General features: G+C 60.4%; 9 protein-coding genes and 2 tRNA genes. 8 read left to right on the forward strand and 3 right to left on the reverse strand.

Translation table 11 applies throughout. From position 1 onward, the window contains the following. Nucleotides 1-271: 271 nt before the first annotated feature. The 4 genes from KG088_RS14585 (at nucleotide 272) to KG088_RS14600 (ending at nucleotide 7,360) form a co-directional block, all read left to right on the forward strand. A complete protein-coding gene (locus KG088_RS14585; protein ID WP_213826557.1) occupies nucleotides 272-2,308 on the forward strand; it encodes an NADPH-dependent 2,4-dienoyl-CoA reductase in 2,037 nt (678 codons plus the stop codon). 233 nt (nucleotides 2,309-2,541) lie between these two features. After that, nucleotides 2,542-4,464 carry a PrkA family serine protein kinase gene (locus tag KG088_RS14590; RefSeq protein WP_213826559.1) on the forward strand — a complete coding sequence of 641 codons (1,923 nt, stop codon included), beginning with the start codon at nucleotides 2,542-2,544 and terminating at the stop codon, nucleotides 4,462-4,464. A gap of 31 nt (nucleotides 4,465-4,495) precedes the next feature. After that, on the forward strand, nucleotides 4,496-5,779 hold the full coding sequence (locus KG088_RS14595; protein ID WP_213826561.1) for a YeaH/YhbH family protein: 1,284 nt from the start codon (nucleotides 4,496-4,498) through the stop codon (nucleotides 5,777-5,779). A gap of 30 nt (nucleotides 5,780-5,809) precedes the next feature. Next, nucleotides 5,810-7,360, forward strand: coding sequence for a SpoVR family protein (locus KG088_RS14600; protein ID WP_213826563.1), 1,551 nt, complete (start codon nucleotides 5,810-5,812; stop codon nucleotides 7,358-7,360). 117 nt (nucleotides 7,361-7,477) lie between these two features. Here the strand turns inward: KG088_RS14600 and KG088_RS14605 are convergent, their stop codons facing one another. Further along, nucleotides 7,478-7,792: a high-potential iron-sulfur protein gene (locus tag KG088_RS14605; RefSeq protein WP_213826565.1), complete on the reverse strand. Its 315-nt coding sequence runs from the start codon at nucleotides 7,790-7,792 to the stop codon at nucleotides 7,478-7,480. A gap of 340 nt (nucleotides 7,793-8,132) precedes the next feature. Here KG088_RS14605 and KG088_RS14610 point away from each other — a divergent pair, with 340 nt between their 5' ends. Together KG088_RS14610 and KG088_RS14615 are read left to right on the forward strand one after the other, a co-directional pair. Further along, nucleotides 8,133-8,408, forward strand: a complete 276-nt coding sequence (locus KG088_RS14610; protein WP_213826567.1) for an Lrp/AsnC family transcriptional regulator — start codon at nucleotides 8,133-8,135, stop codon at nucleotides 8,406-8,408. Between the two features lie 39 nt (nucleotides 8,409-8,447). Beyond that, a complete protein-coding gene (locus KG088_RS14615) occupies nucleotides 8,448-9,293 on the forward strand; it encodes a DNA/RNA non-specific endonuclease (protein ID WP_213826569.1) in 846 nt (281 codons plus the stop codon). Nucleotides 9,294-9,429: 136 nt separating this feature from the next. Here the strand turns inward: KG088_RS14615 and KG088_RS14620 are convergent. Together KG088_RS14620 and KG088_RS14625 are read right to left on the reverse strand one after the other, a co-directional pair. Beyond that, a tRNA-Leu gene (locus tag KG088_RS14620) sits at nucleotides 9,430-9,516 on the reverse strand. A 98-nt stretch (nucleotides 9,517-9,614) separates the two neighbouring features. After that, nucleotides 9,615-9,701: transfer RNA gene (locus KG088_RS14625), tRNA-Leu, on the reverse strand. Nucleotides 9,702-9,934: 233 nt separating this feature from the next. Between KG088_RS14625 and rnr the strand changes: the two genes are divergently transcribed. After that, nucleotides 9,935-12,355: a ribonuclease R gene (rnr, locus tag KG088_RS14630; RefSeq protein WP_213826570.1), complete on the forward strand. Its 2,421-nt coding sequence runs from the start codon at nucleotides 9,935-9,937 to the stop codon at nucleotides 12,353-12,355. Between the two features lie 79 nt (nucleotides 12,356-12,434). After that, nucleotides 12,435-13,229, forward strand: a complete 795-nt coding sequence (gene rlmB, locus KG088_RS14635) for a 23S rRNA (guanosine(2251)-2'-O)-methyltransferase RlmB (protein ID WP_213826572.1) — start codon at nucleotides 12,435-12,437, stop codon at nucleotides 13,227-13,229. Nucleotides 13,230-13,322: the final 93 nt, after the last annotated feature.

The raw sequence follows: 13,322 nt of genomic DNA on the forward strand, positions 1-13,322 counted from the left end.
ACCGGTAGTTCAGTCGGTTAGAATGCCGGCCTGTCACGCCGGAGGTCGCGGGTTCGAGTCCCGTCCGGTCCGCCATCTTGAATTCCTGACCCCGAGGTTCCCTGGCCTCGGGGTTTTCGTGTGCGAAACGTTTCTCGCCTGAGTGCGCTTCGCTGGCGCTGTCCATCTGTTCTATTCCGACTATCTCTCCAAGGCCGGACCGGCCAGGCCTACCCTTGGTCATTTTTTGCGTCTCCCTGCCGACTGTCATACAGTTGTTTGAATACCGGCGATGACGACTGCGAGGATCTCGGCCGTGAGCGACACTCCCCATCTGTTTCGCCCCTTGAGGGTTGGCCCGCTGACGCTGCCCAACCGGGTGCTGATGGGCTCCATGCACACCAATCTTGAAGAGGCGCCGAACGGTTTTGCACGCCTGGCGGCGTTTTATGCCGAAAGGGCCCGTGAGGGCGTGGGTCTGATCGTGACCGGAGGTATCGCGCCCAATGTCGAGGGCTCCGTCTTCCAGGGGGCTGCCATGCTGACCACACGGGACGAGGCCGAGCGGCATCGCCCCGTCGTCGAGGCAGTCCATGCAGAGGGTGCCCATATCTGCCTGCAGATCCTGCACGCCGGTCGTTACGCTTATTCCCCCGATCTGGTGGCACCATCGGCCATCCAGGCACCCATCAACCTCTTCATGCCTCGTGAACTTTCTACCGATGAAGTGGCTCGCCAGATCGATGACTACGTGCGCTGCGCCTCCCTTGCACAGGCCGCCGGCTACGACGGTGTCGAGGTAATGGGCTCGGAGGGCTATCTGATCAATCAGTTCCTGTGTCCTCGTACCAACCGCCGAACGGACCAGTGGGGAGGGTGTCTCGAGAACCGCCTGCGCTTAGCCGTCGAGATCGTTAGGCGAATCCGTCAAGCAGTGGGGAGCGACTTCCTGCTCATCTTCCGCTTGTCGATGATCGATCTGGTGGAAGAGGGCGGCACTTGGGACGAGGTCGTGGCACTAGGTCGTGCCATCGAGGCGGCTGGCGCCGATGTCATCAATACCGGCATCGGCTGGCATGAGGCCCGCGTGCCGACCATCGTCACCAGCGTGCCGCGTGCCGCCTTCACCGAGGTGTCACGGCGTATGCGGGCGGAGGTGACAATACCGTTGATTACCACCAATCGCATCAACATGCCCGAGGTGGCCGAGAGGGTGCTCGCCGAGGGGCACGCCGACATGGTGTCCATGGCGCGTCCCTTTCTCGCGGACCCGGCCTGGATCCGCAAGGCGGCCGCCGGTCGCGACGACGAGATCAACACCTGTATCGCCTGCAACCAGGCCTGCCTGGATCATACCTTCCAGGGACTGCTGACCTCTTGCCTGGTTAATCCGCGCGCCTGCCACGAGACCGAGCTGCTTATCGAGGCAACTGAAACAGTTCGCGACATCGCCGTTGTCGGCGGTGGTCCGGCGGGGATGGCGGCGGCGTTGACGGCGGCACAGCGCGGTCATCGCGTTACGCTTTTCGAGCGCGGCTCCGCGCTGGGCGGGCAGTTCAACTACGCGCGACGCATTCCCGGCAAGGAAGAGTTTGCCGAGACATTGCGTTATTACCGGGTCATGCTGGAAAAACACGGCGTGGTAATTAAGCTCGACCGCGAAGCAACGATGGACACGCTGCGCGGATTCGATGCCGTGGTGCTGGCCAGTGGCGTGCGACCGCGTCCCCTGACCATTCCCGGGATCGAACATTCCTCGGTGATCAGTTATCCCGAGGCCATCACCCACCCCGAGAGAGTGGGCAGGCGGGTCGCGATTATCGGGGCAGGGGGGGTCGGCTTCGATGTCGCTGAATTACTGAGTCACTCTGGCCAGCCCAGCCTGGATGCAGCGGCCTGGCGTGCCGAATGGGGCGTGGATATTACCGTGGCCGAGCAAGGTGGCCTTGCGACGCCGGTTTCCCCGCCGATTGGCCGCCAGGTCATGTTGTTGCAGCGCAAGTCCAGCAAGCCTGGCAAGGGGTTGGGCAAGACGACAGGCTGGGTCCATCGCGCCTCGCTCAGGCAGCATGGCGTGGAGACACTCACCGGCTGCGAGTATCTGCGAATTGACGACGAGGGCTTGCATATACGCCTCGAGGGCGAATCGCGATGCCTTGACGTGGACAGCATCGTGATCTGTGCTGGGCAGGAACCGGTGCGCGAACTCTTCATGCCATTGCAGGCAGCCGGCGTGGTGGTGCACCTGATCGGCGGTGCCGAAAAAGCCGCCGAGCTCGACGCCAAGCGCGCCATCGATCAGGGGACGCGGCTCGCATCGTCGTTATAACATCGCCTATCTTCTGGCACGTCATGTGGCGCTAGCGTCCTTGTAGCGTTTAACACTGCACAGTTTTTCCATGAACTGCCTGTGCACACTCGGGTTCTCACCAGTGAGGGCTCGTGCGTTGATTTGCTCGGCAACCCCTTATCCGCTGATGCTGTCTACGCTGTTGAGACCCCACCGCGATTGATCCCTATACAATGGGGAGGTCGGGGGAAATGGGCATACAGGAGGTATCGATGAGCATCTTCGATCATGTGCAGAACCGCTTCGCTCGTGTTCAGCAGGAAGAAATGAGCCTGCAGGAATATCTGGAACTCTGTCGCCAGGAGCCAGTGGCTTACGCCAGCGCGGCCGAGCGGATGCTGGAGGCCATCGGCGAGCCCGAAGTGATCGATACCGCGAAGGATTCGCGGTTGTCGCGGATATTTTCCAACAAGGTGATTCGCCGCTATCCGGCATTCGCCGAATTCTACGGCATGGAAGAGGCGATCGAGCAGATCGTGGCCTATTTCCGTCATGCCGCCCAAGGGCTCGAGGAGCGTAAGCAGATTCTTTACCTGCTTGGGCCGGTAGGCGGCGGCAAGTCGTCGCTTGCGGAGCGCCTCAAGCTTCTTATGGAGCATGTGCCGTTCTATGCCATCAAGGGGTCACCGGTCTACGAGTCTCCGCTGGGTCTTTTTTCACCCGAAGAGGACGGCGAGCTGCTCGAGAAGGAATACGGCATCCCCGCGCGTTATATGAAGAGCGTGATGTCGCCCTGGGCGGCCAAGCGCCTCAAGGAATACGGTGGCGACGTGGCAAAGTTTCGGGTGGTGCGTCTGTATCCGTCGCGGCTGAATCAGATCGCCATCTCCAAGACTGAGCCCGGAGACGAGAACAACCAGGACATTTCCTCCCTGGTGGGTAAGGTCGACATCCGCCAACTGGAACTCTATTCGCAGGATGACCCCGATGCCTACAGCTTCTCGGGAGGACTGTGTCGAGCCAACCAGGGCCTGATGGAGTTCGTCGAGATGTTCAAGGCGCCGATCAAGGTGCTGCATCCCCTCTTGACCGCGACTCAGGAGGGCAACTACAACCCGACCGAGGGCATGGGGGCAATTCCCTTCGACGGCATCGTCCTGGCCCATTCCAATGAAAGCGAATGGCAAACCTTTCGCAACAATCGCAATAACGAGGCCTTTCTCGATCGTGTCTACATGGTCAAGGTGCCCTACTGCCTGAGGGTCACCGAGGAGATCAACATCTACAGGAAGCTCCTCGAGCACTCGTCGCTGGCCGAGGCACCCTGTGCCCCGGACACTCTGCGCATGCTGGCGCAGTTCTCGGTACTCTCGCGACTCAAGGAACCCGAGAACTCGAGTATCTATTCCAAGATGCGTGTCTACGACGGCGAGAATCTCAAGGACACCGACCCCAAGGCCAAGTCGATACAGGAATATCGTGACGCCGCCGGGGTCGACGAGGGCATGGATGGCCTCTCCACGCGTTTTGCCTTCAAGATTCTCTCCAAGGTATTCAACTTCGACAATCATGAGATTGCCGCCAACCCGGTACACCTCTTGTATGTGCTCGAACAGCGCCTCGAGCAGGAGCAGCTGCCGCGCGAGACCTTCGAGCGCTATCTGCGCTTCATCAAGGAGTTTCTGGCGCCGCGCTATGTGGATTTCATCGGCAAGGAAATCCAGACGGCCTATCTGGAGTCCTATTCCGAATATGGCCAGAACATCTTCGATCGCTACGTCACCTACGCGGACTTCTGGATTCAGGATCAAGAATACCGCGATCCTGAAACCGGCGAGTTCCTCAACCGTCAGTCACTTAACGAGGAACTGGAGAAGATCGAGAAGCCGGCAGGGATTTCCAACCCCAAGGATTTCCGCCACGAGGTGGTTAACTTTGTGTTGCGGGCACGTGCCCAGAACAATGGCATGAATCCCAGTTGGCAGTCCTACGAGAAGCTGCGCGGCGTTATCGAACACAAGATGTTTGCCAATACCGAGGAACTGTTGCCGGTCATTTCCTTCAACGCCAAGGCCTCGGCATCCGACCAGCGCAAGCATGAGGACTTCGTGGCGCGAATGGTGGATCGAGGGTATACCGAGAAACAGGTACGCCTGCTTTCCGAGTGGTACCTGCGAGTCCGCAAATCGCAATGATCAGGCGACGACCACCGGCAGGGAGGTCTGCATGAGCTATTTCATCGATCGACGCGCCAATGCCAAGCACAAGAGTGCTGTCAATCGCCAGCGCTTTCTCGATCGCTACCGAAAGCATATCAAGCGATCGGTCGAGGAGGCAGTCAATCGACGCTCCATCACCGACATGGAGCGTGGCGAAAAGGTGTCGATTCCGGCCCGTGACATCTCCGAGCCGGTCTTCCAGCATGGCTCGGGTGGCAAGCGTACCGTCGTCACTCCTGGTAACCGTGAGTTCACCGAGGGTGACCGGCTGCGCCGCCCCGGTGGGGGCGGCGGTGGCGGGGCAGGTGAGGGGAGCGCCTCCAATCAGGGTGAGGGAGTGGATGAGTTCGCCTTCACGCTGAGTCGCGAGGAGTTTCTCGACTTCGTCTTCGATGGGTTGGAGTTGCCTCATCTGGAACGCAAGGCGCTGGTCGATCTCGATGAGGTGAGGCCGGTTCGGGCAGGCATTTCCCGTCAAGGGGTGCCGGCTCGCATGAATATCGTGCGTTCGATGCGTGAGGCGCATGCACGGCGAATTGCCATGCGGGCCCCCATTCGACGAGCGCTGCGCGAAGCGAATGAGGCCCTTGAAGCCGAGGAGCGCAAGGATCCGGTGCTGCGTAACCCTGCACGTATCAGCGAACTCAAGGAGGAGATTGCGCGTCTCGAGAAGCGAATGGAAGCTGTGCCTTTCATCGATACCTACGACCTGCGCTACAACAATCTGACCAATCAGCCACAGCCTTCTAGCAAGGCGGTGATGTTCTGCGTGATGGATGTCTCGGGCTCGATGACCCAGTCACACAAGGACATCGCCAAGCGATTCTTCCTGCTGCTCTATCTGTTTCTGGAGCGTAATTACGAGAAGGTCGAACTGGTGTTCGTGCGCCACCATACGGCGGCCAAGGAGGTCGACGAAGAGGAATTCTTCTATTCGCGCGAAACCGGCGGCACCATCGTGTCCAGTGCCCTGACGCTGGTCGACGAGATCATCGCCGACCGTTACCCACCGGGGCAGTGGAATCTTTACGTTGCCCAGGCATCGGATGGCGACAACTGGGACGACGATTCCGCTACCTGCCGGGATCTGCTGGTCGAGCGCTTGATGTCACGCCTGCAGTATTTCACCTATGTGGAAATTACGCCCCATGCCCACCAAGCTTTATGGGAGGAATACCAGAACGTGGCCGCCGAGTTTCCGGCGCGCTTTGCCATGCGCCAGATCGTCGAGGCCGGTGATATCTACCCGGTGTTCCGAGAGTTGTTCAAGCGCCGCGTCGCCAGCCCTTGACAACGAGGGCAAGCGACCAAGGAGGCATTGATGACCCGACGCAAGCCAATCGCCACGGGCTCCGACTGGAATTTTGCCATTCTCACCGAGTTCGAGGATGAGATCGCCCGTCTCGCCGACGAGTATCGACTGGACACCTACCCCAATCAGATCGAGATCATCACCACCGAACAGATGATGGATGCCTACGCCAGTGTGGGCATGCCGGTGGGTTACTCCCACTGGTCCTTCGGTAAGCAATTCCTTGCTGTGGAACAGGCCTACCGCCGTGGGCAGATGGGCCTGGCCTACGAGTTGGTCATCAATTCAGACCCCTGCATTGCCTACCTGATGGAGGAAAACACCCTGATGATGCAGGTGCTGGTGATGGCCCACGCCTGCTACGGCCACAACTCCTTCTTCAAGGGCAACTATCTGTTTCGCACCTGGACCGACGCCTCCTCGATCATCGATTACCTGGTATTTGCCCGCAAGTACATCGCCGAGTGCGAGGAGCGCCACGGCGTCACGGCCGTCGAGCAACTGCTCGACGCCTGCCACGCGTTGCAGAATTACGGGGTCGACCGCTACAAGCGGCCTTCGCCGATCTCGGCCGCCGAGGAGTCGCAGCGACAGGAGGAGCGTGAGGCGTATCTGCAAGCCCAGGTCAACACCCTGTGGCGCACCATTCCCACGTCCTCGGCATCGGAGATCCTGGCCGCCGGCCGGGGTGAGGAAGATCCGCTGGGCCTCCATGACGGAGGGCGCTATCCCGTCGAGCCTCAAGAAAACTTGCTCTATTTCATCGAGAAGAATGCACCATTGCTGGCGCCCTGGCAGCGCGAGGTCGTGCGTATCGTGCGCAAGCTCGCCCAGTATTTCTACCCGCAGCGCCAGACACAGGTAATGAACGAAGGCTGGGCGACCTTCTGGCATTACACCCTCATGAACCGGCTCTTCGATGAAGGGCTGGTCGATGAAGGATTGATCCTGGAGTTTCTGCAGTCACATACCGCGGTGGTCAACCAGCCTGCCTTCGATAGCCCCTACTTCAGCGGTATCAACCCCTACGCGCTGGGATTCGCGATTTTCACCGACCTCAAGCGGGTCTGCCAATCGCCTACCGACGAGGATCGGGAATGGTTTCCCGACATCGCTGGCAGCGATTGGCGGGAGACGCTGGAATTCGCCATGCGCAACTTCAAGGATGAGTCTTTCATTCAGCAGTTCTTGTCGCCCCGCGTCATTCGCGACCTCAAACTGTTCATGGTGGTCGACGACGACCAGGAGGAAATGCTCGAGGTCGCGGCGATTCACGACGAGCGTGGCTACCGACGCGTGCGTGAGGCGCTCGCCACGCAATATGCCCTTTCGGTGCGCGAGCCAAATATCCAGATCTATTCGGCAGATATCCGCGGGGATCGCTCACTCACGCTGCGTCATGTCCAGGACAGTCGCCGACCGCTGGCCCGTAGCGTGTACCCGGTGATACGACACCTGCATCAGCTCTGGGGATTCCCGGTCAGGCTGGAGTCGCTAGAGAGCGACGAAGTGGTAAGGCGCTATCAGTGGCCCCTTCCCGACGAGATCAAGCAGGAATAAGCCCACTCTGGGCGGGCCCGTCGGGTCAAGGCAGCCGAACGGGGCATATGCGCGAGACCACGACACCCGCGCCATCGGCGCGGGTGTCGTGGTTTGCGTACTGTCAGTCGCGAGCGTTCAGCCGGCGGCTGTCCAGGACTGGCACCAGCCCTTGGGCTCAACACTATGTTGCGGGAATAGCTGGCAGCCTTCGGTATCCGGTTGCCAGAACATGCAGTTATCGCATACCTCGCCTTCCTCGTAGGCGGGGTGATCGCTGGCGTCCTCGGCAGCTTCGACGTAGTTGAGCGCCTGAGCCTGATCCGATTCAGGATCGAGTCGAGGCAGCTCCTGGGCAAACGCAGTCTTGGATATGATGCCTGCGCCTAGCGGTAGGGCGGCGAGGCCCAGCAAGCTATTGCGCATGAAATCACGCCGGCTATTATCAGCCATGGTATCTCCTCATCACGGTTTGGCGACTTGCCACGGTCGGGCATGACATCTTGCCCGTATGCTTTACTGCCGGGTATCGTCTCTGCGGACGACTGCCGGCTTGCGTCCACGGTTGAAGCGATTGTGAATGATCAATGCTTTAACGCAGACTCACTTCAGCTTAGTCGAGTGACCGCCGCTTCGCGATCTAACCTGCGCTAATGCGGCAATCGGTCGCGATGGCCCAATTGGATCTCGCCGGCCATGGATGCCGGGCAGGGCCAGGCATTGCTATACTCGCGCCAGTGCCGGTGACGCCTTGGACGACCGTGTCCTCATTCCTGAAAAGGAGAGATGCTCAATGCAGAATGCCGTAATACTGATTAATACTGACAAGGGGCAGGTCAAGGCGGTCGCCGAACGCCTTGCCGATGTCGAGGGAATCAGCGAAGTCTATTCCACCTGTGGGCGCTATGACCTAGTGGCGATTGCCCGCACCCGCGACTTCGAGAGCCTGGCGGATCTGGTCACCGAGCGACTCAACACCGTCGAAGGCATTCGCGATACCGAGACCCTCAATGCCATGCAGGTGCACTCCCGGCACGACCTGGAAACCATGTTTTCGTTAGGGTGGTAACCCACCGACACGATCCCTTCTGCAAGGACACGCTGACGCATGACCTTTCGCTGGCGCCGCAAGGCGCGTCGTTTCGGCATTACCCTGCTGTTCGTCGTGGTGGGCTCTGGGCTCTGGTATGCCCAGGAGCGCGACTACCGCGACCGGCTCAGTTGGATGGGCGTGCCGGAGTGGCAGCAACTGACCCCTACCAGCTTTCATCGCGTGCTGCGCAATGATGGCTACTTGCTGGGCTGGTCGGACGTGCGGGTCAACGCCCTGTGGGTCAGTTACCTGCTCAATGCCGTCGAGGACCCGCGTGCCGGGCCACGCCCCAGCTTTCGCCGCGACTGGCGAACGCTTTGGCCCGTGGGCACTGACAGCTACGCCGGCAGCGGCTACGACCGGGGTCATCTGGCACCGAATTACGCCATTGCCGCGGTGCATGGCGCCGATGCACAAGAGCAGACTTTCCTGATGAGCAACATGGTGCCCCAGCGGCCCGATCTGAATCGGCGTCTCTGGCAGCGCTTGGAAGAAGTGGTGATGGATCACTTTGTTCCTCATTTCGGCATCGTTCAGGTGATTACAGGGCCAGTTTTTCCTGAACGCTTTCTTGATAACGTCACCCGGCGTGTCGGCCTGGTTGAGGTGCCACAAGCGTTCTACAAGATTCTGGTAGTGCCGGGCGAGGAGCCACGCGCGCTCGCGTTTCTCATGCCGCAAGAGGTCAGCGGCAACGAGCCGCTGGACGATTTTCTGGTCAGCATCGACGCCATCGAGGCACGTACCGGTCTGGATTTCTTTCCCGGGCTGAGTGTCGAGGCGGCCGACGCGTTGGAAGCGGAGGTGATCACGGCGGGTTGGCAACTCGATGACGTGGCTGACCTGCCGGCGCGTTTCTGAGGCGCATCACACTATCTCATGACACTGTTTATAGTGCAGACCTATATGGCAGGCACAAAAAAACCGCGACTGAAACGCGGTTTGATGTTAGTGACTAAAGCGTCCAACAGGGCGTGTGCATGAGGCGGCAAAGAGATGGTGCCCAGGAGAGGACTTGAACCTCCACATCCTTACGGATACTAGCACCTGAAGCTAGCGCGTCTACCAATTCCGCCACCTGGGCGCATCATGCAAGATCGAGCGATCTGTCTTCTGAAAAGCCTTTAGCCTGTAACAGCCTTGCTGTCGCCATTGACAGTACAGTCATCGTCTTGAAAGCGATGGTGCCCAGGAGAGGACTTGAACCTCCACGTCCATACGGACACTAGCACCTGAAGCTAGCGCGTCTACCAATTCCGCCACCTGGGCAGGCGATGCGCATGTTACCGGATCCGGCCGTTATTGCAATAGGCCTGCCACCACTCAAAGGGGATTTTTTCGCCCTCTTGTACCGTCATGCGACGCGCCAAGGTTGGGTCGCGGCGACGGCGGCGCTATACTGCGCGCATGACAAACTATCCGCAATATCAGGCCTCAGGCTCGCGGCGCTCAGACGCCGCCTTTTTCATGTCGTCACAGACTCAGCCAAGGATGCTCTCCGCATGACCCATTGGACGCTCAGCGACGATCCGCATGCCAGCCGCGAGGCCCATAAGTACGACAAACCCGCTCCCAGCCGCGAATACCTCCTGTCCCGTCTCGAGCAGGTCGGCAAGCCGATCACCCACGAGGCAATGAGCCAACTGCTGGGCCTGGAAGACGAGGATCTTCAGGAAGCCGTGCGTCGCCGCCTGGCGGCCATGGAGCGTGACGGGCAGGTCTTGCGCAATCGCCGCAATGCCTATGCGCTGATCGACAAGCTCGACCTCATCAAGGGCAAGGTGCTGGGGCATCGTGATGGGTTCGGCTTTCTGTTGCGTGACGACGGCAAGAAGCCCGATCTGGTGATATCGCCGCGGCAGATGCGTCGCGTCTTTCATGGCGATTACGTTCTCGTGCGCATCAGTGGCCGTGATCGTCGCGGTCGAGATGAGGCCACTATCGCCGAGGTGTTGTCGCGCAATACCCAGACGATCGTCGGTGTCTATCGTGAGAATACGCCCGAGTTCGGGGTGTTGATTCCTGAGAACCCGCGTATCCCTCTGGAAGTGATTATTCCCCATAGCGCCTGTGGTGGAGCAAAGGATGGACAAGTGATTTCGGCGCGCATCGTCAAGCAACCCGAAACCCGGGTGCAGCCGGTGGGCGAGGTGATCGAAGTGCTCGGCGAGCGCATGGACCCGGGGATGGAAATCGATATCGCCATCCGCAGCTACGAGATTCCGGCCGAGTTTCCACCGGAGGTCCATGACCAGATTGCCGAGATGTCTGCTGAGGTGGCCGAAGACGACAAGCATCATCGCGTCGACCTGCGCGATGTGCCGCTGGTGACCATCGACGATGAATCCGCCAAGGACTTCGACGATGCTGTCTGCGCCTGGAAGACCAAGTCCGGTGGCTGGAAGCTGCTGGTGGCGATTGCCGACGTTTCGCACTATGTGCGCCCCGGCAGCGCCCTGGATCACGAGGCGATCCGTCGTGGCAATTCGGTGTATTTCCCCGGTCAGGTCGTCCCGATGTTGCCGGAGTTGCTCTCCAACGGGCTGTGCTCGCTTAACCCGGCGGTCGACCGCCTGGCGCTGGTCTGTGAGCTGAACATCGCCAAGACGGGAGCCATCAGCCGTTATCGCTTCTATGAGGCGGTGTTCCGCTCCCACGCCCGACTGACTTACAACAAGGTGGCGGCCGTCCTGCACGATGAAGGCGAAGCGGGCGAGGCGCTGCGCGAGCAGTATCGCGAGCTGGTCCCGTCGATGAAGAACCTTCATGAGCTTTATACCGTGCTGCGCCAGGCGCGAGTCGAGCGTGGCGCCATCGATTTCGAGACCACCGAGACGGAAATCGTCTTCAATGACGAGCGCAAGATCGAGAAGATCGTGCCGCGCTCGCGCAACGACGCGCATAAGATCATCGAGGAATGCATGCTGGCGGCCAACGTCGCGACCGCTCGCTTCCTCGACAAGCATGATCTCCCGGCGCTCTATCGTATCCACGAACGGCCCTCGCCTGAACGACTCGACAAGCTGCGGCTGTTTCTCAATGAACTGGGCCTGTCGCTGGGGGGCGGCGACGAGCCGACACCGCAGGATTATCGCGATCTGGCCGAGGCGATCAAGGAACGTCCCGACTTCGACGTTATCCAGACGGTGATGCTGCGCTCCATGAGCCGTGCCGTCTATTCGCCGCAGAACGATGGCCACTTCGGATTGGCTTATCCGGCCTACGCCCACTTCACGTCACCGATCCGGCGCTATCCTGATCTGCTCGTGCATCGGGCGATCCGCTCGGTGATCCGCGGTCCACGCAAGACCAATACCGTGCTGCGTGCCGAGGGGGCGCCGGTGGAGCCACCGAGCAAATGGGCGCCCTATACCTTCGAGCAGATGCTTGAGCTGGGCGAGCACTGCTCGATGACCGAGCGGCGAGCCGATGACGCCACCCGTGACGTGGACGATTGGCTCAAGTGCGAGTTCATGTCGGACAAGCTGGGAGAAATCTTCGACGGCACCATAGCCTCGGTGACCCAGTTCGGTATTTTCGTCCGCCTCGACGACTTCTATGTTGAGGGCCTGGTGCACGTCACCTCGCTGCCCTCCGACTACTATCATTACGAGCCGGAAAAGCATCGTCTCAAGGGCGAGCGCAGCGGCATGAGCTACCGCCTGGGCGATGGCGTCACCGTGCAGGTGGCGCGTGTCGATCTCAACGATCGCAAGATCGACTTCGAACTGGCCGATGACAAGCCACGACCCAAGCGCCAGCCGCGCCGTCGGCGTGCCGTGGATGCAGCACCAAGCAAGGGTCGGGCTAAAGCTGGCGGTAAGCCGCCCAAGGCTGAACAGGGCGAAGCCAAGGTGGATGCCAAGGGTGACACCAAGCCGAAGGGCAAGCGACGGGGGCCCCGGCGTAGCGGCAAGCGATGAGCGCGTCGTTCGTCTCGGCAGGAGCGCTTCTTGCCGAATTTCCTCGTCATCGTGAGGCCGGCAAAGTGATTCCATGGGCATGAAGAAACGCAGTTCCCGGCGGGGCGGAAGCGCCCCCGGCGGCCTCGAGGCCGTGTTCGGTGTGCATGCAGTACGTGCCTTACTGGAGCGTAACGAAATACCGCGCGAGCTCTGGATTCAGGAAGGCGATGCGGGCGCGCGGCTCGCCGAGCTGGTCGAGTCGGCCCGCCGGAGCGGTGCTCGCATCAAGGCCCGACCTCGGGATGACCTCGAGCGTTTGGCTCAGGGGACTGCTCACCAAGGAGTTGTGGCCTTCACCACGCCGCTGGCCTTCGAGTCCGAGACGACGCTTTGGTGGCGTCTCGACAGCTGGACCCAAGCGGCGCCTCCCTTGCTGCTGGTGCTGGATGGCATCACCGATGTGCACAACTTCGGTGCTTGCCTGCGTAGCGCCGATGCCGCCGGAGCTCACGGTGTGATCGTGCCCAAGGACAAGGCTGCCCCCCTCAATGCGTCGGTACGTAAGGTGGCTTGTGGGGCGGCAGAGAGCGTGCCGGTGTATCAGGTCACCAACCTGGCCAGGGCCATGGCCAGGTTGAAGGCCGGTGGCGTCTGGATCACGGGTACTGCAGGTGAAGCCGAAGCAACCCTGTTTGAGACCGATTTTACCGGCCCGGTAGCGCTCGTGATGGGCGCGGAAGGCAAAGGTATGCGTCGGCTGACTCGCGAGGCTTGCGACACCCTGGTCAAGCTTCCCATGGCTGGCAGTGTCTCCAGCCTGAATGTGTCGGTGGCCACGGGTATTTGCCTTTTCGAAGCGGTTCGCCAGCGCTTTCTTGCATCCGAAGGCTGAGCTCAATAGAATACCTGCGCCCGTTCATCTCTCGAGCGGGTGTGGTGTATGGCAAGTCACTTCGCTTGCTGTCAAGAATTCTTGACAATCACT

Source organism: Halomonas jincaotanensis (genome assembly GCF_018448785.1).
GTDB lineage: Bacteria > Pseudomonadota > Gammaproteobacteria > Pseudomonadales > Halomonadaceae > Halomonas > Halomonas jincaotanensis.

Coding starts and splice junctions, on each gene's coding strand:
- KG088_RS14595 (WP_213826561.1), top strand. CDS start 4,496: ATGAGCTATTTCATCGATCGACGCGCCAATGCCAAGCACAAGAGTGCT.
- rnr (WP_213826570.1), top strand. CDS start 9,935: ATGACCCATTGGACGCTCAGCGACGATCCGCATGCCAGCCGCGAGGCC.
- KG088_RS14605 (WP_213826565.1), bottom strand. CDS start 7,792: ATGGCTGATAATAGCCGGCGTGATTTCATGCGCAATAGCTTGCTGGGC.
- KG088_RS14610 (WP_213826567.1), top strand. CDS start 8,133: ATGCAGAATGCCGTAATACTGATTAATACTGACAAGGGGCAGGTCAAG.
- rlmB (WP_213826572.1), top strand. CDS start 12,435: ATGAAGAAACGCAGTTCCCGGCGGGGCGGAAGCGCCCCCGGCGGCCTC.
- KG088_RS14615 (WP_213826569.1), top strand. CDS start 8,448: ATGACCTTTCGCTGGCGCCGCAAGGCGCGTCGTTTCGGCATTACCCTG.
- KG088_RS14600 (WP_213826563.1), top strand. CDS start 5,810: ATGACCCGACGCAAGCCAATCGCCACGGGCTCCGACTGGAATTTTGCC.
- KG088_RS14585 (WP_213826557.1), top strand. CDS start 272: ATGACGACTGCGAGGATCTCGGCCGTGAGCGACACTCCCCATCTGTTT.
- KG088_RS14590 (WP_213826559.1), top strand. CDS start 2,542: ATGAGCATCTTCGATCATGTGCAGAACCGCTTCGCTCGTGTTCAGCAG.